Origin of the sequence: Salipaludibacillus neizhouensis, assembly GCF_002886185.1 — a bacterium.
Classification (GTDB): domain Bacteria; phylum Bacillota; class Bacilli; order Bacillales; family Salisediminibacteriaceae; genus Salipaludibacillus; species Salipaludibacillus neizhouensis.
This window is the reverse complement of the sequence record NZ_KZ614146.1, coordinates 2730295-2752986: the sequence shown is the minus strand read 5'-3', so window position 1 is coordinate 2752986 and position 22692 is coordinate 2730295. Positions and strand designations below refer to the sequence as shown.

Sequence of the window (22692 nt, the reverse complement as noted above, 5' to 3'; positions counted from 1 at the left end):
ATCAAAGCTTAGGCTGTTTCATATGTTATTAGAAAGAGAGGAGGGGGAATCAGTATGAAACAGGATAAGGAATTATTAAAAGCAATTGATGAAATCACTGAAATTGCGGAAGGTTTTGGCTTGGACTTTTATCCAATGAGGTATGAAATTTGCCCTGCTGATATTATCTACACGTTTGGAGCATATGGAATGCCAACAAGGTTCGGGCATTGGAGTTTCGGAAAGCAATTCCATAAGATGAAACTGCAATATGATTTAGGGTTAAGTAAAATATACGAGTTAGTAATTAACTCTAATCCATGTTACGCATTTTTACTTGATACGAATTCTCTCATTCAAAATAAACTTATTATTGCCCATGTATTAGCACACTGTGATTTCTTTAAAAATAATGTGAGATTCTCGAATACCAGAAAAGATATGGTGGAAAGTATGACTGCTACTGCGGAAAGAATTTCCGCATATGAAATGTTACATGGCCGTGAGGAAGTAGAAAAGTTTTTAGATGCTGTCATGGCTATTCAAGAACATATTGATCCGAGCTTGCAACGTCCTAAACTCAGATGGTCAAAAGACGATATTTGGTTGGAAGAACAGGAGGAAGTAAAGAAAGCAACTGGTCCCTACGATGATTTATGGAAAATAACAGAAGAGGAACAGGATAAGAAAATTGATTTTAAGAAAAAGAAACAATTTCCACCAGAGCCTGAAAAAGATATTTTGTTATTTATTGAGCATTATAGTAAAGAGTTGGAAGAATGGCAGCGAGATATCTTAACAATGATGAGAGAAGAAATGCTTTATTTTTGGCCACAACTTGAAACGAAAATCATGAATGAAGGTTGGGCTTCTTATTGGCATCAACGAATTATCCGAGAACTTGATTTAACATCAGGTGAGGCGATAGAATTTGCTAAGCTGAATGCTGGTGTTGTACAGCCTTCAAAAACCCAAATAAATCCTTACTATCTTGGTCTTAAAATGTTTGAGGATATTGAAGAGAGATATAATAACCCCAGTCAAGAGATGCGAGAACTTCAAGGGATTCTTCCAAATAGTGGAAGAGAGAAAATGTTTGAAGTAAGGGAGATTGAATCTGATATTTCTTTTGTAAGAAATTATTTAACGAAAGATTTAGTTGGGCGAGAAGATATGTATCTGTTTCAGAAACAAGGAAGAGAATATAAAATTACTGATAAATCCTGGACTGAAGTAAGGGATTCTCTCATTGAAAGTCGTGTTAATGGAGGATTTCCATTTATTAGTGTTAAGGATGGAGATTATTTAAAAGGTGGAGAGCTTTATTTAACTCATGAATACGAAGGGGTGGAACTGGATACGAAGTATTTAGAGAAAACTCTTCCGTATTTATATCAGCTTTGGGGAAGAAACGTTCATATAGAAACAGTGATTTCCGATCGGAATATTGCTTTTAGTTTTGATGGGAATAAGGTTCAAAAAAGGTATGTATAAATAAAAGAGTGATAAAAGGAAGTCTCAAAATTAGATAAGAAAATGTAAAATGACAGCCACCCTCACTTAAGTATCAAGGGTGGGTTTCCCTTGATACTTAAGTGAGGGTGGCTAAAAAGATCACGCTGTATTTAATAAAAGACGGCTATGCCGTTTTTCTTATTGACCTTTTGAGACTTCTATTTTTCAAATATAAACATTAACGTTTAAGGAAACTGGCTTTATTTAAAACCAATATAACTTAACATTCTTCCAGTCTTTCCCTGGTCACGTCGGTGTGAGTAGAATAAGTCCTTTTCACAACTTGTGCAGTATGTTGATGTTTGAATGTTTTCTTCTAATACTCCAGCTTGAAGGAGGAGTTGTCTATTAATCCCTTTTAAATCTAATGAGAATTGTCCTGCGCTAATTTCTTCATAAAATTTATCTTTAAATGAACAAGGTTGTAAAGCCTCTTTCACTTGTTCAATAACTGGTTGGTCCACTCTGTAACAACATTCACCTATTGAGGGACCAATGGTAACTTTCACCTCAGCAGGTATGACATCTTCAGTGATCTGCCAAAGTTCGATCATTTTACCACCTATGTTCTTGACAGTTCCCTTCCATCCAGCATGTGCAATGCCAACCATGGCCTGTTCAGCAGAATAGAAATATAGCGGGACACAGTCAGCGTAGCATAGCGTAAGTAAGACGTTCGTTTCTTTTGTATAAAAAGCATCTGTCCCTTTTATGCTCTCTTTGTATTCCAAGGCACCGTAGCCAGTTAATTCAGGAGTGATTTTAACAATATGATCCTGGTGTGTTTGCTCAGCGCAAGCCCAAGAAGTCAAAGGAAATCCTAGCTTATCAGCTAGGATTTTTCGATTTAGAGCAACTGTGTCCGCTTTGTCATCTACATGTAGCCCTAAATTATTTGAATCAAAACAACCTTTACTTGTGCCGCCGGATTTTGTTGTGAATCCAGCAACCAAAGCTGGGTTTTTGTCCTGCCAATTGGATAATGGCATAATTGGACCAGCTGTCGTTTTAAAAACTTCAGTCATGAAGAACACCTCGATACTTTCAATGTATATTCCTTCTATACTATGGTCGCAGAGAACTAGCTGTTCTTATCTTTTTTATTAGATTCATACATATCATAAGCTTTAGGAGATTCGGCTTCTTGCTTTGTTTTATTAAACTTCTTTAGTTTATACACAGTGAAAGAAGCTGCAATTAATACAAATATCATAAAGATATACGCGTATCCCATTCCACTATCTGAAGGGTCGGGAACAGTAAATAGGTCCATGTTTACCCCTGCCTTTCTCTATAATTTACTATAGAGGATGTTCAAAAAGGTAGTTTTTTTACCTTTTTGAACATCCTCTAAGCAATGAGCGAAGCTGCTGCATTGTCTTAAGCCTGTTCTGAGCGGTTTTCTCAGAACAGGCATGCAGCGTGTGTAGCCATTGCACATACCTTTTGAACAAACTCTATAAAGACATTATAGCAGTGAATAGGAAAAAAAACCTCTTTTAACGGTGTTTCAAAAAAGTAAGTTATTACCTCACTAAAATATGATTAGCCAAGGGTTAGGCAGTAATATTTTTATGAGGTTTGGGTGAAAGCAGGCTTGCCGTGAGGCCGAGAGCAGGAAAAATCAAGGTTAAAAGTAGAATTTCTTGATATCCGCCAAATAAATCATAAGCTATTCCGAATGGTAAAGGACCAAAAGCAGAAGCACATACTGTAACTGTTGTTGCTACTCCTTTGATGCTGCCTATGTATCTTCTGCCGAAATAATCTGGAAAAATAACCGAAATGACTATTCTCTCCATTCCGCCAACAAACCCCCATATTAATCCAAAAATTACTGCCATCATGAATGACTCTGTAAAGTACAGGGTAATAATAAATATAAATTGGCCAAAGAAAACAAAAGCAAACATATAATGAACTTTTACTTTTTCTAATACGAATCCAGCCATCATAGTGACTGGAAAACCGACCATTGCCATGAGACTTAAAATAAATGCAGCGGCAGTTGTACTAAGACCACTTCCACCTAATATAGATATGAGATGGAAAGTAAGACCGGTGTTAACCATCGAAGGAATACCTACACAGAGCAAAATCAGCCAAAATTGTTTTGTTCTCATTGCTTCTTTCAGTGTCCATGAAACATCTAAATCACGTTTTAATTTTTCTTCTTCTTCATCAGTAGATGGTTTTTTATTATCAGGTAATAACCCGATTTCTTCAGGTTTATTTTTCATGAAAAAATAAGCTACAGGAACAAAAAGAAAAAGAATAAGCACACCTAAAATTCTCCAAGCAGTTTCCCAACCGAAACTAGTAATCAGCCAAGCATTAAACGGAGGAAAGAGAGTAGAGCTTAAAAATCCACCGAGCATCATAATACTGAATGCACGGCCTCTTTTTTCAATAAACCATTGTGGGATGAGAGTGTTTGGAACAAGTGTCATAGAACCTTGACCGAGTAACCGAATTAGGAAAAAACCGATGAATAACATCCACGGATTAACTACGATACTATTCCAAAAGCAAGCTGCTGCAAGCAAGATACTAACAGTTAACGAGACCGTTCGTTGACCGAATCTGTCAATACTGGAACCGACAAGGAATAATAAAAATCCAGCTGCTAGTGTTGCCGAGGAGTAGATGCCGGATACTAACGAACGTTCCCAGCCAAAGTCAAGAATATAATAATCTATAAATACTGCATTAGAATATGTTTGGCCTGGTCCAGAAAAAATAAACTCATGGCACCAATGATGACTATATACCAACCATAATAAAAATCGGGCTTAATAGGTTTTGATACAGATTTTTTCATAGGCGAATCCTTCCTCATGATGAGATTATTCATTGTCTGATATCTATTCTATCAAATATTTAGGAAATCTAAAGAGTTTCTTATATATGGAAAGGGTATATAGAGATTGTTGTTAAAATCAAACGGGGAAAATCGAATTCATTACAGGTGGACGCTTTCGCGGACATCGCATCTTCAAATTTCTTTCCATGCAATGGTTACACATGCTACTCGCCTGTTCTGAAAAATCACTCAGACCAGGCTTAAGCAATGCAGCAGCTTCGCCCATTGCTTTGAGGATGTTCAAAAAGGAAAAACAAACTTCCTTTTTGAACATCCTCTATAAGTCCTTTATATATAGCTTTAAGGTTCTTTTTGTTATGCTTGAAACATATAATAATTGATTTACGTATTGGAATAATAGGTATCAAAAGAAAGGAATGGAAATGTGGAAAATAATTTTGTAGCAAGCCACCCTTATATAAAAGTAATAAGGGAGATTAACAGTATTCAACAGAAGAATGTGGAGTATGAGCGGAGAATGTATCTATACGAAGATAAATTGGCAACAAAACACCATCAATTCCCGATAGAGAGGGTATTTGATATATCATTTAGAGAAATGAGCGGGGGAGATGCGATGTTGTATATTCATACTTCCCAGGGTGTATTTTCTTATAGTGTCAAAGAGGATCCAACAGAGTTTATACGAATCTTTAAAGAAAAAGAACAAGAGAGACAAGATAAATTAAAGTAGTGTTAACGCCTTCATTCACGTTATAATGATCTACAAGGAAATTTTAAAGGGGGATAAGAATGAATTATCGCAGACTTGGAAATACAGATTTAAAGATTAGTGAATTAAGCTTTGGAACATGGGCTATCGGTGGTTCATGGGGGGGAACCGATGATAAAGAAGCACTAAAGGGCTTGGAGTATGCCATCGATCAAGGAGTTAATTTCCTAGATACAGCAGATGTCTACGGTGACGGTCACAGTGAGCAGTTATTGGCTAAGGCAACAAAAGGAAAAGAAGACAGTATCCATATAGCGAGTAAGTTTTGCCGTGCTGGTGATATCCATGATCCTAAAACCTACTCGGAAGAATCTGTGCGCAATTATTTAGAAAATACATTGAGAAGATTAAAAAGGGAGCGGCTAGATTTATACCAAATTCACTGCCCGCCAATTGAAATTCTTAAGGATGGTAAAGTATTTGAAGTACTTGATAAATTACAGGCTGAAGGTAAAATTCGTCATTATGGTGTAAGTGTAGAGACGGTTGAAGAAGGACTTCTCAGTATGGAATATAAAAATGTCCGTGCACTTCAAGTCATCTTTAATATGTTTCGACAAAAACCTGTTACCGAGCTTTTTCCTCAAGCTATCGAAAAGGGTGTCGGGATTTTAGCGCGGGTTCCACTAGCAAGCGGCCTTTTGACAGGAAAGTTTTCGAGTGATCATCAATTTGAAAAGGATGATCATCGAGATTTTAACCGTGATGGTCAGCAGTTCAATGTGGGAGAGACTTTTGCTGGACTTCCATTTGAAAAAGGTGTGGAATTAAGTGAACAGCTATCATGGATTGCAAAAGGAAGAGAAAGTATGTCTCAGGCTGCGCTGAAATGGGTATTGGAGCATCATGCTGTATCCTCTGTAATACCAGGCTTCAAGAACGTCAAACAAGTTGAGAATAACTTGAAAGCAATCTCTACGAAAAAGTATTCGCCGAAAGAATTAACGGAAATCCAGTCATTTTATGAAAAAAATGTTCATGCGCATATTCGAGGTGCTTACTAGTAAAAAGGATGTCTCAAAAGGTGTATTTTGACCTTTTGAGACATCGCTATTTAACAAAAGATGCTATGCGTTTTTCTTAGTCATTCAACGCTTCCAATTCTTCTTCTACAAACTCCATTAAGTTTTTAATCATTTCTTCTGAAAAGTCAAAACGAATACCGGCAGCTTTATAAACTTCCGACAGAGATTTAGAAGCTCCCAATGATAATGCCTGCTTGTAGTTTTCTAACGTTTTTTCCGGATTAGTTCGATATTGTTTATACATTTGCAAAGCACCTAATTGCGCAATGACGTATTCTACAAAATAAAATGGGACTTCAAAAATATGAAGAATTCGAAGCCACGTTATTTCAGACCATTCCTCGTATCCTGTCCAATCAACAATGCTTGAATCTATTTGGAACTGAAGTTCTTTAAACTTCATTTTTCTTTCTGCAGGAGTATGATTTGGATTCTCATACAACCAATGTTGAAATTGATCAACGACCATTCCAAATGGTAAAAATCCAACGATCCCAGTTAAATGGTCTTTTTTTGCTCGTCTAAGATCTTCCTGATCATCGTAAAATAAATGCCATTGATCCATCGTTAGTAACTCCATGGTCATACTAGCAAGTTCAGCAGATTCCATTGGAGTATCACGGTATTTACTAAGAGGAAGATCTTTTGTTAAATCATTATGAATACAGTGGCCCATTTCATGCAACAACGTAGTCATATCATCGTGTGTTTTTGAAGCGTTCATAAAAATAAAAGAAAGCTCAGATACAGGAAGAGGTGCACAGAATCCTCCTGGTGATTTTCCCTTCCGAGTTGTTAAATCAAGCATCCCGTGTTTATCCATTGTAGTAATTAACTCCGCAAAGCGGGGTTCTAAATTTGAAAATATCTGTGTAGTTTTCTCTACAAGTTCATTACGATTATGAAATGGCTGAAGAGGTTTCTGTTCATTAGAAACGCCTTTTCGATCCCATGGTCTATATACGTCAACTCCCAATTCTTTTTGATGCTCTCGTTGAAGTCTTTTATTTAAGGGGGTTACATGCTTTTGGATAGCAACTGCGAGATTTGTGCAATCCTCAGGAGTATAATCAAAACGTTCATACTTTTTGAACATATAATCGCGATAATTAGGAAGGTCGGCATTTTCTGCTTTTCTGTGTCGAAGTTCGATTAGATCGCTCATTATGTTTTGCAATTCTGTTTCTTTAGAAATAAATGCCTCTACAGTCAACGTCATTGCTTTTTTTCGTATTTTCCGGTTAGAATCCTCTAAATAAGTTGAGATTTCACTAAGAGTTTTCTCCTCTCCATTCCAATCAACTGTGAGACTTCCTGTATGTTCGAAATAATGAGTAGTAAGACGATCTTCTTCAATTTCTAATGCGATGTTACTTTCTCGAAATAATTCTTTTGCATTCATTTTACTTTTCAAAAACTCTCGGTAATACAGTGGATCAAGTTGGTTTTTAATTGGAGAAGATAGAAATTTCTCATCCAATAATGCTTCGTATTTTTTGACTAAGGGTTCAATTACTTGCTGGTCATATTCAAAAGCTTTTTTTGCTGTTTCTGAATCACTTTGACATTGAAAGTCTATGTAGTGTCCAGTGAGACCTTCTTCAATATAGTTTTGGATCTGTGAATGCTGTTTCAACCAGGCCTCCATTTCTTTCACTGTTTCAATATCTTCATTAAGTAAATTTTTATAAGATTGCTCAACAGAAGTTGGATCTTGAAAATTTAATTTTTCTTGGTAAAAAGTTGACATGGAGAAACCTCCTTCAAAGTATGTTCATCCTAATAAGCATAGTAGATTTTAGAAAATACGTCTACCAAAAAATAGAAATTATTGCAGCGAAATAATAAAGCAAAGATTTTGAATAGAGCTATCGAATCATTGGATACCTTTAAGAATTATTTATCATAATAAAATCAGAAAATCACGTAGCTTCTTTTCTTAAAGGATGTTTTCTAAAAGATTGTTGATTTTTGAATAAACAAGGATAATATTTACAATGATATAATTCTGATAAATAGTGAGGAGGAATGTTATGGAATTTATTGAGTCAATAGATCCTTTTCTCATGCAGTTGTTCATTGTTCCGCTTATAGTAATTGGATTAGGGCTATTAGTATCTATTCTTGCTAAAAAGGTATTTGTTGCACCTTTGATAACATTGTTATTGAATCTTTTATATGAAACTTGGTATATGAAACACTATTATGACGAACTCGAAATTAGTTACACATCTTGGAATATTATTTTCCCTGTAATCTCATTAGTGATTTCTTGGGGAGTAGTGTCCGTTCTGAAGCAGAAAAGCAAGCAAAATTAGACTAGATACCGACCCCCGAAAGTTAGAGTAGAAAATCTAACTTTCGGGGGTGTTTTTATGGCCAAATATAGTGAAGAATTTAAAATGAAGCTCGTCACCGAGTATTTGTATGGGAATCTTGGATACAAATCGTTGTCAAAAAAATATAATATACCCAGTTCCACCCCATTAAAAAATTGGGTGAGATCCTATAAAACACAGGGCATGGATGGATTAAAACGAAGAAAGATGCAGGAAGGGTACTCTGTTCAATTTAAATTAGATACGATACAATTTATACTAGAGACAGGTGCTTCTTATCAGGAAACTGCTGATCAATTTAGATTGAACAATCCTTCCTTAATTTATCGTTGGATGAAAACATTTAATGAACGAGGGATAGAAGGCCTGAAACCAATATCAAAGGGGCGACCTTCTATGTCTAAGAAACCAACTAAATCCAAGAATAAGGAAGAGACAAAGTTAACACGTGAAGAAGAATTAGAACGTGAGAATGAACTACTAAGACTAGAAAATGCTTACCTAAAAAAGTTGAAAGCTTTTCGGGAGAATCCAAATGCCTTCCACGAAAAGCACAGGCAAAAGTGGCATTCGAACTCAAAGAAAGAGGATTCCGATTAAAAAATATATTCATTGTTGTAGGTATTCTTGAAGCAACCTATCACTATCATGTGAAAAACTTTGGACAAGAAGACTCAGATACAGAACTAAAAAAACTGATTACAAGCCTATTTAAGCAGTTTCATGAACGCTATGGTTATAAACGTGTCACAAGAGAATTAAACAAATTAGGACATTCTATCAACCATAAAAAAGTGTATCGCATTATGCTGGAACTAGGGTTAAAATGTGTGAAATTTATGCGGAAATCCCGTAAATACAATTCATATAAGGGAAACGTAGGAAAAGTAGCGATAAACCGATTGTCCCGCCGCTTTAGCACACCTATCCCTCTTCAAAAGTTAGTAACCGACATTACAGAATTCAAATGTCTAGGCGAAGAGAAGTTATATTTAAATCCAATTCTTGACCTTTATAACGGAGAAGTAATTGCGTTTGAAATCAGGAAACGTCCAACACTAGATCATGTCATAGAACCTTTAACAAGGGCGCTACAGATAATAAAGAATCATGCAACTTATCGCGCTACCATTCATTCTGATCAAGGTTGGCATTACCAGCACAATCAATGGGTGAGGACATTAAAAGAAAATAAAGTATTCTAAAGCATGTCACGTAAAGCAACCTGCGCAGACAACGCTTCAATGGAAAATTTCTTTGGCATCTTAAAACAAGAAATGTATTATGGGGAAAAATTAGTAAGCTATGAAGAATTAAAAAGACGGATAGAAGAATATATCGTGGTATAACAATGAACGATCAAAAATAAAATTGGCCGGATTGAGTCCAGTAGAATACCGAACTCAATCCAGCCAATCAGCTGCATAAAAAAACTCTAACTTTTGGGGGTAGCCACCTAATCAACGGTCTGTTTTCTTGTTTTAGACATCCTGCTTAGGCATCTTTCGCCTCTTGCTCATCACGTATGTTCTTCTGAACCGTTACCACAGCGAACAAACTAAGGACAAACGCCATCCCGTAAAAACCTTTTTCACTCAAAATAATACTTCCGGCATTAAACAACCCAATCCCCATAAGGGCAATCGACGAAACTAACGCAAACCAACTAATCCCATAATAAATACCCGTCACAGGTAAACCTTCATCTTTATCTCGTACCGCTTTTTGCAATGACACCGCAGAGTAAAGCCCTAATAATAACACCGCAAGATAATAGCCTTTTTCATTGAGTTCCATTGTCGCGTTAAACAATCCTATGAAGTACGCGGACATTCCAACAACCAAAGCACCCCAAGACGCGCCTTTAAAGGCGGATGTTGGTTCACCGATCTTTCGTTCTTCTTTTAATTTAGGGGCGGGTATCTGTGATCCGTCATCGTTATCAAGCATAGGTCCTTTCACCTCCTTTCTCCTGTCTCATGTTTAACTAAGAAGTACTGCCGTCTCTTCTAAATCCTTGATAATTATCTTCAACGAATGTCGCTGATTAAACTCATTAATACCGAGTGTTCCTGTGGCAACAAAACTTGATGGAGTCAATCCCTGACACCTCGTAGGACTCCGAGATTTGCTCAAATAGCTCTTTTGTAAGTTTTCGGACGTATACCTTCCGGCTTTCTCTAAATTTGAGAATAAGAGTTTTTTCCTTTCCATTCCAATCAACTGTAAGGCTTCCTGTGTGTTCGAAATAATGAGTAATAAGACGATCTTCCTCAATTTCTAATGCAATATTATTTACTCGGAATAACTCTTTTGCATTTATTTCACTTTAAAAAAACTCGCGGTAATAAAGTGAGAAGTGAGAAATTTCTCATCCAATAAAGCTTCGTATTTTTTAACTAAGGGTTCAATTATTTTCTGGTCATATTCAAAAGATTTTTTTGCTGTTTCTGAATCACTTTGACACTGAAAGTCTATGTAGTGATCAGTGAGACCCTCTTCAATATAGTTTTTGATCTATGAATGCTGTTCCAACCAGGTTTCCATTTCTTTGATTGTTTCAATCTCTTCTTTAAGTAAATCTTTAAACGATTGCTCAACAGAAATAGGATCTTGAAACTTAATTTTTCTTGGTGGAAATTTGACATGGAGAAACTTCATTCAAAGTTTGTTCATTCTAATAAGAATAGTATACTTTAGAAAATACGTCTACCAAAAAATAGAAGTTAATGCGGTGAAATAATAAAGCGAGGATTTTGAAGAGAGCTATCGAATCATTGGATATCTTTATGAAATATTAATCATAATAAAATCAGAAAATCGCGTAGCTTCTTTTCTTAAATAGTGCTTAATCTTTTGCCACTATCTATTATGTATCAAAGGCAAGCTTCTCTTTATGCGTGTGGGGTTATCATGGAAGGTTGTTTGGAAGAATTACCGCTTGCTTTATCTGTGGGTGCGATCCTAGGCTAAAGATAGTCGCCGACAAGCGTCTGCCTAAAGCGAATTCGAGCACCATCGTAGGAAAGGGGAATATGCTCTCTAAAAATAAAAATTTTATAAATATATAAAAAGAGTGCTCAATATTTGAGCACTCTTTAGATCGATAGTTATGGAGTTTCAATGATAGTTACATTAACATCTTTGCGACCAAACGCAAATGCATCATCTTTTGAAGCAACATGAAGGTCAATTTTATTACCTTTAATAGCACCGCCAGTGTCACCAGCTACTGCTCTTCCATATCCTTCTACTTCCACAATAGAACCGAGTGGAATTACACTAGGATCAACTGCTACAACTTTTTTGTTTGGTTGATCTCTTAGGTCGATTCCAGTTGCTGTAATGCCGCTGCATCCTTCACAACCAGCCGTATAGGCAGTTGCTTCCATAGTGATTGATCCTTCAGCATCATTACTAGAATCTGAGCTTTCTTCGGATGAAGAAGCGTTATTGCTGTTAGAAGCTTCCGCTGACTCTTGAGTTGATTCCTCAGGAACTTCTTCCGTAGATTCTTCTGTTGATTCCTCAGAAGGTTCACTGGAAACACTTTCCGCAGGTTCTTTAGTTGAAACCTCAGAAGATTCCTCTTCAGAAGAGCTTGGTGCCTCTTCTGCTGGAGCGGCAAGCTCTGGATTATATCTACTTGTTAAAGGGTAAAGTGCTTGATACGTATATGGACCTGCAATACCCTTTTCGCCTTGCACCCCCTCTTCTTCTTGGAAGTTAATGAGAGCTTCTTCTGTTAAGGGACCAAATTTACCGTCAAGTTCAGCAGTAAAATAGTCTAATTCAGCTAGATCTTCTTGAAGAGCGAGAACCAGATCTCCGTTATCTCCTTGTTCTAGACCAATAAGTGCACTGTATGTTTGAATACCAGTTAATCCATCTACTAGAAGATCGTAATTTTCTTGGAAATCAATAACTGCCTCTTCAGTTGCTGTATCGAAATTGTTATTCACTTCACCATCATAAAACTCGGTCTCTTCTAAAAGCTCCTTAAGTTCGATGACATGATCATGAGTTTTTCCATTATATAGTAGCTTTTCGCCGAATTCTGTGTCACCTGCAGCACTAGCTTGGTCTGTAGTGAACACCAAAGCCCCTAATACTACTGCTGATACGCCTACCCGTTGGAAAGAACGGTTTTTTAGATTTCTTTTCAATCGAAACCCTCCTTCAAATTGTTGTTGTTTCTTGTACAACGATGCCAATCATATCAGCCTGGATTTGGGCTAACAACCCTTTTACTATCTATTTAATGTTTTGAAAAGAGATTGTCACCTATTGAAATGTTAATGTCATATATAAGAGATTTTTCCACAATTCATTTTGCATATGTTTTAATATGTTGAAAGGACAACTTATTAATTGATATGATAATACCTTAGCAATAGAAATAATTAAAGATAAGACATGAATATTGAGGTTCTGTTATTAGTTGTTTTGTCGTAAGAACTATTGAACGAAGAGTCAAGACACAAAAGAATAAATTACAGGACTGATAATAAAGGAGAAATGAAGAATATGATTCAACGTAAATCTGAACGGGAAATTGCACTTATGATAGAAGCAGGAAAGCTATTAGCATCTATTCACCGAAAGCTTGCAACAATGATTAAGCCGGGTATTACAACATTAGAAATAAATGATTTCGTAGAGCAGACGATGAATAAATATGGTGCTACCCCAGCACAAAAAGGATTTCGCGGGTATGAGTTTGCAACGTGTGCATCTATAAATGATGAAATTTGTCATGGTTTTCCCCGATCAGAAAAATTGATAGAAGGAGATATCGTTACAGTTGATTTCGTAGTCGATCTTAACGGTGGATTAGCGGATTCAGCTTGGACATATCCTGTTGGAAATATCAGTGATGATATAAAACAGCTAAATAATGTAACCAGAAATTCACTTTATAAGGGAATTGAGGCTGCTGTAGCTGGGAATAGGGTAGGTGATATTGGTGCTGCAATCCAAGCATATGTAGAGCCTTATGGCTATGGAATTGTGCGGGATTTTGCAGGACATGGTATCGGACCAACGATTCATGAGCAACCAAATATACCTCATTATGGTCAGAAAGGGAAAGGACTCCGGTTGAAAGAAGGAATGGTAATAACAATAGAACCGATGATTAATATCGGCGGGTGGCAGTCAAAAATGGATGATAACGGCTGGACTGCAAGAACACAAGACGGAACGCTGTCCACTCAGTATGAACATACGCTAGTAATAACAAATGGTAAACCGATTATCACAACGGATCAGGAACAAGAAGGGTTAATGGACCTTTAACTTTTTTCATAAAATTTATAAAATTGGCAGCTATCTTTACGCCACAAGTATCAAGGGAAACCCACCTCCTTTCGAGTAGCACCTACACTCAGTACGTAGGTGCTACTCGGGGTGGCTAAAGATCACGCTGTATTTAATAAAAGACGCTTTGCGTTTTTCTTATACAGCAATGAGCAAATGGAACTCTGTTTTCTCACATAGGCAAGCACCTTGGTTTCTAACTAATCATAGGCTGTAAGGAGTATGTGAGAAGGGAGAGAATAATGTGGATGACACAAGAGTTTTTAACTGGCTATTTCCGAACCAACCAGGTCAACCTTCCCAAGGATTAGGTGGTATTGGTCAGTACTTTGGATTTGGACCAGGGCAAGGTCAAGGACCACCGGGGCCACCACCAGGAGGATCACCGGGCTCCGGGGCAGGCGCACAACAAGGACCACCACCCGGGCCACCTCCTAGTACACCTCCGTTACAGTCTTTTGGACAACAGGAAGATATTGGAGTTTTTGCCGTAGATCCAGGGGCATTTTATGGTTGTCTGTACCGATATACGTACGTTCGCTTGGAAAATGGTCGAAGGTTTTGGTTTTGGCCAACGTTTATTGGCAGGAGATCTGTTGCAGGTTACAGATGGAGACCTAGACAGTATCGATGGGTTTATATGGGGATAGATACAAATCAGATCCGTTCATTTCAATGTCGATAATAATTGATTTTCGTATGTTAGAAGGTCTCTATGCAGTCCTTCTGACGTATCCTCTTTTACTAAACAGATTACAAATCCTTTTTAGTTTCACAGTAACTGTGTGAAATATTTTCCAACATAACCAACATTTGAAGTCTGGTAATCTTTTCCCCATACACATAAGGGGAATTTTTTATGACATAATGTTGCTCATGGAGGTGTTCAAAGATGATTAAAAAAGTATTATCATCAGTTATTGCATTATGTGTTGTATTTCCACTAGTAAATTCTGAAGTGGAGGCCAGCTCGACGTATCAGGTGAAAAATGGGGATACATTATGGTTTATCTCTGTAGAACAAGGAGTAAAATATTCTGATCTTTTAGCTTCGAATAAAAATATTTCTAACCCAAATATTATCTCTGTAGGGCAACAGTTGACGATTCCAGCCAGTCAAAATGGAACTACCGTTGAACAATCAAGTCAACTTTCACAATTCGAACAAGAAGTCGTTCGCCTTACAAATATTGAGCGTGAAAATCAGGGATTATCTCCGTTACAGATAGATAATCAAGTTTCAAAAGTTGCTAGAATTAAATCAGAGGATATGAGAGACCAAAATTATTTCTCACACCAAAGTCCAACGCACGGCAGTCCATTTGATATGCTGAAAAACTATGGTGTTTCTTATCGGGGAGCAGGAGAGAATATTGCTGCAGGTCAAAGTACACCTCAACAAGTTGTCCAAGGTTGGATGAACTCTCAAGGTCATCGTGAAAATATTTTAAAGAGCAGTTTTACACATATAGGAGTAGGACATGTTGAAGGCGGATCTTACGGTCACTACTGGACACAAATGTTTACTACAAAATAATTTCTATTAGGAAATGTCTCAGCAGGTTATATATATTACCTGTTGAGACATTTTTTTAATGTAGAAAGATAGCTAGTTTATGCTCTAAGAATTGGCAATTGGCGAATAGGCAAGCGGGTGATCTTACATAATGACTGTTTTCTTATAAATTTTTGTATTAATTATAACCGGTAGGTAACATTTAAACTGATTCATTCATTAATAAAATAGGCCAACAGGGGAAGTTTTTCTGCAAAGGTTGTGTATAATGATGATAGAGGATTTAATTCGAGAATAAAAGACGCTTTGCGTTTTTCTTAAACTACTAGGAAGGTGGATGCTTTATGAAGTTTTTTCGCCAGTACTCAGCTGTAACCATGTTAAAGGAAGTAGAAAACTTTTTAGTGGACAATGAGGCAGAGCATAATCTTCCCCTTGGAATCCTAAAACAGTTAGCTAAGAGCGAAAGAAAATCAGGTCAAACTTCCCAACTAAAGGATTTCTTAATGGTTATTGGGAAAGAGGATGATAGTAAGCCAAACATTGTCCTTGTTCGAACACCGCAACGAAACCTTATTATCTGTGGACATAAATCTGCGGTGCATGATGCCGCAATATGGACTTATAAGGAAGAAGGATTAGCAATCCCTGGAGTGATTGGATGTTCTGATCTAGTAACTGATTTCTCTGAAAAATGGAAAGAACTAACCTCTTGTAATGTTGTAAAAGTCATGCAACAAAAAATCTATCAGCTAGCCTCGCTCCGTGACTTTAAGCGAACAAAAGGAAAACTGTGCTATGCAAATGAAGATGATATTGCACTCATCATGTCATGGACAGAGGATTTTGAAAGAGATACTTTAGGAATGACAGAGCATAAAGACTTAGAAAAAAATGTACTTGATGAAATAGAGCATAACCGGGTGTTTCTCTGGAAAAATGAGAATTGTACGCCGGTATCAATGGCAAAACGTGCTCGGGAGTTGGAAAATGGAGTAGTAGTAAACTTTGTATATACTCCAGACGAATATCAAGGACAAGGGTATGCCACATCTTGTGTAGCTGCGTTGAGTGAACGACTTCTTCAAGAAGGATTTCAATTCTGCAGCTTAAACACAGATGCTGAAAATCCAACCTCTAATTCTATTTACATGAAAATTGGATATGAATTTGTAGGAGATGCTATAGAGTATCGTTTTGATTATGTTTGAAGAAAACTGAGTCAAAGTAAAGAAACGGCTAATGCCGTTTTATGAGATAAGAAAGTAGAGATTCGGACCATGTTTCCTTTAGGGGAGTATGGTATTTTTTAGCTATCTTTAAGACACACGCATCAAGCGAACCCCGCCCTACTACTAAAGAGTAGCACCTACACGTACTAAAGAGGTGCTACTCGGGGTGGCGAAAGATCACGCTGTATTTAAGAAAAGCGCTACGCGTTTTTCTTACGTGAAGTATTCAATTTTTGATTCAGGAAAAAATTCATCTTTATACCGATGAAATGTTTCTTGGATCATCTCTTGTTCTTGTGTTTGATAGACGTATTTACCTATCCCGTACTTTCCCCATTTGTATTTTCTTTTTTCTTCATCTAACTCTAATTTCGTCATCGGATAATTTTTTTGAATCACTCGTTTTGCAGGTTTTGTAAACCTGTGCTGAATTAATTCGAACGTGACATTATGTCTTAATGATTGAGGAAGTTTTTTGTTGAGCTTCTCGAACATCGTATAGTAACCCTTTTCCCAACCTTCGTGTAAATATATTGGAGCGATGATGAAACCTAACGGATAGCCGGCCTTAGCCACTTTTACAGCCGCATTTATGCGCTCATTCAGAGGGGAAGTACCATGTTCAAAATGCTTAATAACATAATCGGCATTAATGCTGAATCTAAACCGGGTTTTGCCTCGGTGGTCAGCATCTAATAGGTGATCTACATGATGGTATTTAGTGACAAAACGAAGTTTACCATGTTCCGACTTTCCAAAATGTTCAATAGCTTTTTTTAGAGAGTGGGTTAAGTGATCTATGCCAACAATATCAGATGTACACGCTGCCTCGAACCTAGTTTCCTTAGGGGCACGTTCCTGCATGTATTCATCAGCTGCGTTAAATATTTCATCGGTATTTACATAGGTACGAATGTAAGGTTTACTTCCCATTGTGGTTTGCAAATAGCAATATTGGCAATGGCCCATGCAACCAGTAGCTAGTGGAATCGCATATTCTGCAGAAGGTTTTGATGTATCGAATTTCAATGTCTTTCTTACGCCTACTACAAGGGTAGACTTTGCTACGCGATATTGCTGAAAATGATTTTTCCCTGGTATATTCCGAACTTGATTGTGTGAAGTAGTCTGACGTATTTCAATTCCCATATCAGTGAATTTTTTGTTAAGCTGCTTTCCCAATGGATATTCCAATGCTCGTGGCTCCATATAAACGAGTTGAGGTACAAAAGGAGCGATCATCAGTCGTAAGTCTCTTGGATAGGAGATTGGTCTAGATCCGATTCCATTGGACCAAATGTAGACGTGTAATCCCCTTTGGCTTCTGAGTAGCTGGAGTATATGGCTAAATCATCCGTTAGAGGATAATACTCTTCCATGAAAAACAAAGCTAAATGACCAGGGTGAAAAGGATTGGTAACAATGGATGCTTCTTGAATATGTGCAACTGATTGTGTATGAGGATTTCGTTGAATGACAAATACGGTGTCACCTGACTGTAATTGATTACTATCCATAAAAGTATTGCCTCCTTTTTTCTTTCCTATCATGTGAGAATACGGGAGAGATATACCTAGAAAAAAACAGCAGATAAAGAGGACCATTGATAAAATTTGAAAATATACATGGCAATGGCTTCGTTCATAGCATCAAAAAGGCACTGAAAAAGTAAAAAACGACTTTTTCAGTGCCTTCATATAGATGACTCGAATAAAATATTTACTGGTGGTCTTCGTCTATATCAGAATCTTTGTCTTGTTTTTCAAGTCTGGATAACTTTTCCTCTAATAATTCAACTCTCGCTTGTAAAAGCTTATAATCATCTTTAGACACAAGATTTAGATCTTCTATAAAGTTGCCTACTTTTTCTTTTGAACGTGTATTCCATTTTTCTTCTGTTTCCTCACCCTTTTTTAGTAGGGAGTGATACATGTCGTCAGCTTCCTGGGGAGTAACCCGGCCTTTGGATACTAAATCATCAATATACTTTTCTACTTTTTCTTTACTAGATACTGCAGCTCCTAAGCCTAACAAAAACCCTGTTTTTAATAAATTACTCATAAGTAACTCCTCCTAAAATTTATTGTCTAATTTTTTCACCCACCGCTTATGAATGATAAAACTAAAAACAGTAGCGATTAAAAATACAAGTGTCACAAGAGCCATAAAGCTCTGCAACAATGGAAAAGAGAAAATAAGCGAGACAAATAACAATAGACTACTGAAGAAAAAACCACATACAGAACTGATTATTAATAGTATATATCTTTGGTGGTCAAATTGCCTCCACTGTCTTCGTTCTTCAGATTTTCTTTGTTCATGAGGTGCTTCAAGGTAACTATTTAAGTTACGAGGGAGCGACAATAAAGGTTTCACCGATTCTTTCAATACTTGCATCTTTATATTTCCGCGGTCGTCATCGGTATCTTCTAACCATTTCGCTACTACAGGTTTACCTAATTCTATAAAATCGATTTTGGGATCAATAATGGTTAGAACGCCAATACCGATAGATGCGGCGCGACCTAAAAACGCGAATTCTGCGGGTAATTGGATAGGCTGTTCCCGTACTATTTCTTGAAGATCATTAAATATTTCTTCTACCTTGTGCTGATCTAATTGGGTAATGTCTTCTTCCAAATACATATCTACATAAGTTTTAAGTAAGGTTTGGAGCTTTTGTTTATTTGCTTTGGGAAGAAGGAAACCTAAATCTTCAAGTTGGCTAATAACAAGCTGATAATCATCCAAGACAAATCCTTGAATCATCTTGCGAATTCTTTTGGCGTCATCGCGTGAGATATCACCAACCATTCCAAAATCAAGAATAACGATTTGACCTTCCTTTGTTATAAGAATGTTTCCTTGATGTGGATCAGCATGAAACATTCCATAGTCGAGCAATTGATCAATAAAAAATTGAAAAAGTCTTCTTGCTGTGTCTTTGTGATCAATTTGATGTTTCTTCAAAAAAGATAATTCAGTTACCTTTCTTCCTTCAATCCACTCCATCACAAGAACTTTTTTTGTACAGAATTCTTCAAAAAACTGAGGGATATAATAATCCTGACTATGACTAAATCTCTTTTGAAAATTTTGAGCATTTTTTAGTTCTTTATAATAATTAAGCTCATCACCGATAATTGAAACGACTTCTTTGAATAAAGCTTTCGTATCGACTTCTTTACCGAATTTAGTGCAGGTCCTGGTAATCCATAGTACGATTCGTAATGCTTTAAAATCTGTGCGAATAATTTTATCGATATGATTCCGTTTAATTTTAATGGCGACTTCTTGTCCATTTTTTAATGTGCCTTTGTAGACTTCTCCAATCGAAGCGGAGGCAATCGGTTTATCACTAATTTGTGATAATCGATTGGAAATAGGTTGACCCCATTCATCTTCCAGTATTTTCTTGGAAACTTCGGCTGGAACAGGAGGGACCTGGTCAATTAAGTCTGCTAATTCTTTCAGGAAAACTTCAGGCATAATATCGGCCCGAGTACTAAGGAATTGACCAACTTTAATCATTAAACCTTCAAGTTTAAGCGCTTTTTCGCGATACTCTATTGCTTGTTTTTTTAATAGCTGCTCCCATTTTTGATGAGAGGTTGAATCCCAATTATTATGTGTTTTATTAAAGATATAAAGTTGCAGAACAAATTTAAGAAACATAATAACAATGACCGTGATTCGATATAAAGAGAAATTTTTCACATTGTGCCTCCCGATAAACATACAAAATAATAGTGGATGATGTATGTTAATTAATTCTATACCCTTAAGTAATAAAAAGTAAGCGAAAACAAGAATAAACAAACATTTGATTTATAAACAAATGTTTGTTTTAATTAAGTGAGAGGATAAGGAGGAAGGTAATGAACGAAAAAGAAGAGTACATTATAGGTCTCATTAAAAATAATCCTTATATTTCACAACAAGATTTAGCAAGCAGATTACAGTTATCCCGATCTGCTGTAGCTGGTTATATTTCGTCATTGACAAAAAATGGCCATATTAAAGGAAGAGCCTATGTATTAAATAATGAACGGCAAGTTTTATGTGTCGGTGGAGCGAATATTGACCGTAAGGCAAAAATTCAATCAGAATTCCAATGGGAAGACTCAAATCCAGTAGTGGTCAGTGAAACAATTGGAGGAGTAGCCAGAAATATAGCAGACAATCTTGCCAGACTTCAAGTTCCAACATTGCTTTATACTGCAGTAGGATCGGATTCTGAAGGAGACAAAATATGGTCTCACTCGTTACATTATGATATGTCGACATCGATTCAAAAACAGGATCAAAGGACTGGAAACTATACTGCGGTGCTTAATGAAAAAAATAATATGATGTTTGCACTAGCAGAGATGGATATATATGACGCAGTTTCGGTAGCTGATGTAAAAAAATCTCTTAGTCATTTCCGTTCAGCTGATATGATCATTCTTGACACGAATTTCCCGAAAGATGTTTTATCGTCTATATTTCATCAAAAGGATGCAGGCAAGCAAATTCTCGGAGTTGTGCCAGTATCCGCCAAAAAAATTAATCGATTACCGGACGATTTATCGAAAATCGATTATTTTATTTTAAATATTGAGGAGTTAAACGCAGTCATTGAAAGGTATGTTCCTCATGTGAAATCAAAGGATATTCCAATGAAAATGGATGAGATAGTGAAGCTTGGAGTGAAGAATATAATTGTTACTGCAGGGGAAAAAGGTGCACATTTTCAATCGGTGGAAGGATCAATAGGACAGACTGTTGCGTTAAAAACACATGTAGAGGATGTTACGGGTGCAGGGGATGCTTTTGCTGCTGGCGTCTTTTACAGCATTCATAAAGGACTGACGTTAAAGGTTGCTTGTGAAAATGGTACGAAGCTGGCACAGCGAACGTTAAGCACTACAGAAACCGTTGCCGAAGGATTAAATGAATCCATTTTTAACGAGGTACTCTAACAGGTACAAAGGCAATAAAAAAAAATTTTCGTTAAAACGTCGATCGACCAAGAATAAATTGAAACGAAATGAAACTAAGAACCATCAAACCAAGGAGGAACATAACATGAGCTACACACAATATATTGACTATTCAGCAGAGGTATTAAAAGCTAAAGAAGCAAACTTACCAATCGTTGCTCTTGAATCAACAATTATCTCTCACGGTATGCCATACCCTCAGAATGTAGACACAGCTAAGAAAGTTGAAAAAATTATTCGCAATAAAGGAGCAGTGCCAGCTACGATTGCTATTTTAGATGGGAAAATTAAAATAGGACTTTCAGAGGAAGAACTTATTTATTTTGCAAAAGCGACCGATGTAGAAAAAGTCAGCCGAAGAGATCTTGCCTCTGTTTTGGCTTCTAAAAAAGCAGGTGCTACGACGGTAGCGGCAACGATGATTTGTGCAGAATTGGCTGGAATAAAAGTCTTTGTAACCGGAGGAATCGGTGGCGTACATAGAGGCGCTGAAGAAACAATGGATGTATCTGCTGACTTACAGGAGTTAGCCAAAACAAATGTGGCCGTTGTTTGTGCAGGTGCGAAATCAATATTAGATATTGGTTTAACTCTTGAATATTTAGAAACACATGGCGTTCCCGTTGTTGGATTTGAAACAGACGAGTTCCCGGCTTTTTACACGCAAAAAAGTGGCTTTGGTGTTGATGTTAAGGGTGAGACTCCTCAGGATATTGCAGCTATGTTAAACGTAAAATGGGAATTAAACCTCCATGGCGGAGTTGTTATTGGAAATCCAGTCCCGAAAGATAAAGAAATGGATAAATCTTTGATAGATCAAATTATTGATAAAGCTCTTAAAGAAGCGAAGGATAAAGGAATAAGCGGGAAAGAAACAACACCCTTTTTACTGGATCGTTTAAAAGAATTAAGTGAGGGCGCAACGTTAACGACGAATATTGCTTTAGTAGAGAATAACGCTCATGTAGGGGCGGAAATTGCCGTTGCCCTTCATGATATTGAAAAATAAATAAAAGAAGTGAGGGGCACAGAAAAAGTTATCTACTTTTCCAGTGCCCCTTCGAACTTTTTAGAGTTTTCTTACAAGGTAATTTATAAGTTGACAGCTATCATTACGCCACACGCATCAAGGGAAGTTCGCTTCCTTTCGAGTAGCACCTACACGCACTAAGTAGGTGCTACTCGG

The 22692-nt window shown here is 36.9% G+C and carries 22 protein-coding genes and 1 pseudogene; 13 read left to right on the top strand and 10 right to left on the bottom strand.

Features of this window, described 5'->3' with window-relative positions:
• The first annotated feature begins 54 nt into the window (after positions 1–54).
• Positions 55–1473 carry a SpoVR family protein gene (locus CEF18_RS13090; RefSeq protein ID WP_407690397.1) on the top strand — a complete coding sequence of 473 codons (1419 nt, stop codon included), beginning with the start codon at positions 55–57 and terminating at the stop codon, positions 1471–1473.
• Positions 1474–1694: 221 nt separating this feature from the next.
• Here CEF18_RS13090 and pgeF read toward each other — a convergent pair whose 3' ends face one another.
• The 3 genes from pgeF to CEF18_RS13075 form a co-directional block, all read right to left on the bottom strand.
• Positions 1695–2519, bottom strand: a complete 825-nt coding sequence (gene pgeF, locus CEF18_RS13085; protein WP_110936889.1) for a peptidoglycan editing factor PgeF — start codon at positions 2517–2519, stop codon at positions 1695–1697.
• Positions 2520–2575: 56 nt separating this feature from the next.
• Positions 2576–2767, bottom strand: a complete 192-nt coding sequence (locus tag CEF18_RS13080; protein ID WP_110936888.1) for a hypothetical protein — start codon at positions 2765–2767, stop codon at positions 2576–2578.
• Between the two features lie 283 nt (positions 2768–3050).
• A complete protein-coding gene (locus CEF18_RS13075; RefSeq protein ID WP_310793591.1) occupies positions 3051–4268 on the bottom strand; it encodes an MFS transporter in 1218 nt (405 codons plus the stop codon).
• Positions 4269–4742: 474 nt separating this feature from the next.
• Between CEF18_RS13075 and CEF18_RS13070 the strand changes: the two genes are divergently transcribed.
• Both CEF18_RS13070 and CEF18_RS13065 read left to right on the top strand, forming a co-directional pair.
• Positions 4743–5051 carry a hypothetical protein gene (locus tag CEF18_RS13070; protein ID WP_110936887.1) on the top strand — a complete coding sequence of 103 codons (309 nt, stop codon included), beginning with the start codon at positions 4743–4745 and terminating at the stop codon, positions 5049–5051.
• Positions 5052–5110: 59 nt separating this feature from the next.
• Positions 5111–6094, top strand: coding sequence for an aldo/keto reductase (locus CEF18_RS13065; RefSeq protein WP_110936886.1), 984 nt, complete (start codon positions 5111–5113; stop codon positions 6092–6094).
• A gap of 76 nt (positions 6095–6170) precedes the next feature.
• Here CEF18_RS13065 and CEF18_RS13060 read toward each other — a convergent pair whose 3' ends face one another.
• The gene (locus CEF18_RS13060) at positions 6171–7865 is read right to left on the bottom strand and encodes a M3 family oligoendopeptidase (RefSeq protein WP_110936885.1); all 1695 of its coding nucleotides are present in this window, start codon (positions 7863–7865) and stop codon (positions 6171–6173) included.
• Between the two features lie 283 nt (positions 7866–8148).
• Between CEF18_RS13060 and CEF18_RS13055 the strand changes: the two genes are divergently transcribed.
• The 4 genes and pseudogenes from CEF18_RS13055 to CEF18_RS27190 all read left to right on the top strand — a co-directional run bounded on the left by CEF18_RS13055 (position 8149) and on the right by CEF18_RS27190 (position 9882).
• Positions 8149–8433: a DUF2651 family protein gene (locus CEF18_RS13055; RefSeq protein ID WP_110936884.1), complete on the top strand. Its 285-nt coding sequence runs from the start codon at positions 8149–8151 to the stop codon at positions 8431–8433.
• Between the two features lie 57 nt (positions 8434–8490).
• Positions 8491–9054, top strand: a complete 564-nt coding sequence (locus CEF18_RS13050; RefSeq protein WP_110936883.1) for a helix-turn-helix domain-containing protein — start codon at positions 8491–8493, stop codon at positions 9052–9054.
• On the top strand, positions 9018–9659 hold the full coding sequence (locus tag CEF18_RS13045; RefSeq protein WP_110936882.1) for an IS3 family transposase: 642 nt from the start codon (positions 9018–9020) through the stop codon (positions 9657–9659). The genes CEF18_RS13050 and CEF18_RS13045 overlap by 37 nt, the downstream gene beginning before the upstream one ends.
• A gap of 3 nt (positions 9660–9662) precedes the next feature.
• Positions 9663–9882: pseudogene (locus CEF18_RS27190) on the top strand (IS3 family transposase).
• Between the two features lie 66 nt (positions 9883–9948).
• On the opposite strand, the gene yiaA reads toward CEF18_RS27190, so the two are convergent.
• Complete coding sequence (yiaA, locus tag CEF18_RS13030; RefSeq protein WP_110936880.1) at positions 9949–10404, bottom strand: inner membrane protein YiaA; 456 nt, start codon at positions 10402–10404, stop codon at positions 9949–9951.
• A 1160-nt stretch (positions 10405–11564) separates the two neighbouring features.
• Positions 11565–12620, bottom strand: coding sequence for a peptidoglycan-binding protein (locus CEF18_RS13020; RefSeq protein WP_183040867.1), 1056 nt, complete (start codon positions 12618–12620; stop codon positions 11565–11567).
• Between the two features lie 361 nt (positions 12621–12981).
• Here CEF18_RS13020 and map point away from each other — a divergent pair, with 361 nt between their 5' ends.
• The 4 genes from map (at position 12982) to CEF18_RS13000 (ending at position 16500) form a co-directional block, all read left to right on the top strand.
• Positions 12982–13752, top strand: a complete 771-nt coding sequence (gene map / locus CEF18_RS13015; RefSeq protein ID WP_110936877.1) for a type I methionyl aminopeptidase — start codon at positions 12982–12984, stop codon at positions 13750–13752.
• Positions 13753–14089: 337 nt separating this feature from the next.
• Positions 14090–14458 carry a transporter gene (locus CEF18_RS13010; protein WP_110937692.1) on the top strand — a complete coding sequence of 123 codons (369 nt, stop codon included), beginning with the start codon at positions 14090–14092 and terminating at the stop codon, positions 14456–14458.
• A 207-nt stretch (positions 14459–14665) separates the two neighbouring features.
• Positions 14666–15310 carry a CAP domain-containing protein gene (locus CEF18_RS13005; protein WP_110936876.1) on the top strand — a complete coding sequence of 215 codons (645 nt, stop codon included), beginning with the start codon at positions 14666–14668 and terminating at the stop codon, positions 15308–15310.
• A 323-nt stretch (positions 15311–15633) separates the two neighbouring features.
• Entirely contained in the window at positions 15634–16500 is an 867-nt protein-coding gene (locus tag CEF18_RS13000; RefSeq protein WP_110936875.1) for a GNAT family N-acetyltransferase, read from the top strand.
• Between the two features lie 234 nt (positions 16501–16734).
• On the opposite strand, the gene splB is transcribed toward CEF18_RS13000, so the two are convergent.
• The 4 genes from splB to CEF18_RS12980 form a co-directional block, all read right to left on the bottom strand.
• The gene (gene splB, locus CEF18_RS12995) at positions 16735–17763 is read right to left on the bottom strand and encodes a spore photoproduct lyase (protein WP_110936874.1); all 1029 of its coding nucleotides are present in this window, start codon (positions 17761–17763) and stop codon (positions 16735–16737) included.
• Positions 17763–18038, bottom strand: coding sequence for a transcriptional regulator SplA domain-containing protein (locus CEF18_RS12990; protein ID WP_110936873.1), 276 nt, complete (start codon positions 18036–18038; stop codon positions 17763–17765). Before CEF18_RS12990 ends, splB begins: the two co-directional genes overlap by 1 nt.
• A gap of 202 nt (positions 18039–18240) precedes the next feature.
• Complete coding sequence (locus CEF18_RS12985) at positions 18241–18582, bottom strand: phasin family protein (protein WP_110936872.1); 342 nt, start codon at positions 18580–18582, stop codon at positions 18241–18243.
• A gap of 12 nt (positions 18583–18594) precedes the next feature.
• Positions 18595–20238: an ABC1 kinase family protein gene (locus CEF18_RS12980; RefSeq protein WP_183040868.1), complete on the bottom strand. Its 1644-nt coding sequence runs from the start codon at positions 20236–20238 to the stop codon at positions 18595–18597.
• A 161-nt stretch (positions 20239–20399) separates the two neighbouring features.
• Between CEF18_RS12980 and CEF18_RS12975 the strand changes: the two genes are divergently transcribed.
• Together CEF18_RS12975 and CEF18_RS12970 are read left to right on the top strand one after the other, a co-directional pair.
• Positions 20400–21485, top strand: coding sequence for a carbohydrate kinase (locus tag CEF18_RS12975; protein WP_110936870.1), 1086 nt, complete (start codon positions 20400–20402; stop codon positions 21483–21485).
• A 106-nt stretch (positions 21486–21591) separates the two neighbouring features.
• On the top strand, positions 21592–22515 hold the full coding sequence (locus CEF18_RS12970; RefSeq protein ID WP_110936869.1) for a pseudouridine-5'-phosphate glycosidase: 924 nt from the start codon (positions 21592–21594) through the stop codon (positions 22513–22515).
• Positions 22516–22692 lie beyond the last annotated feature (177 nt).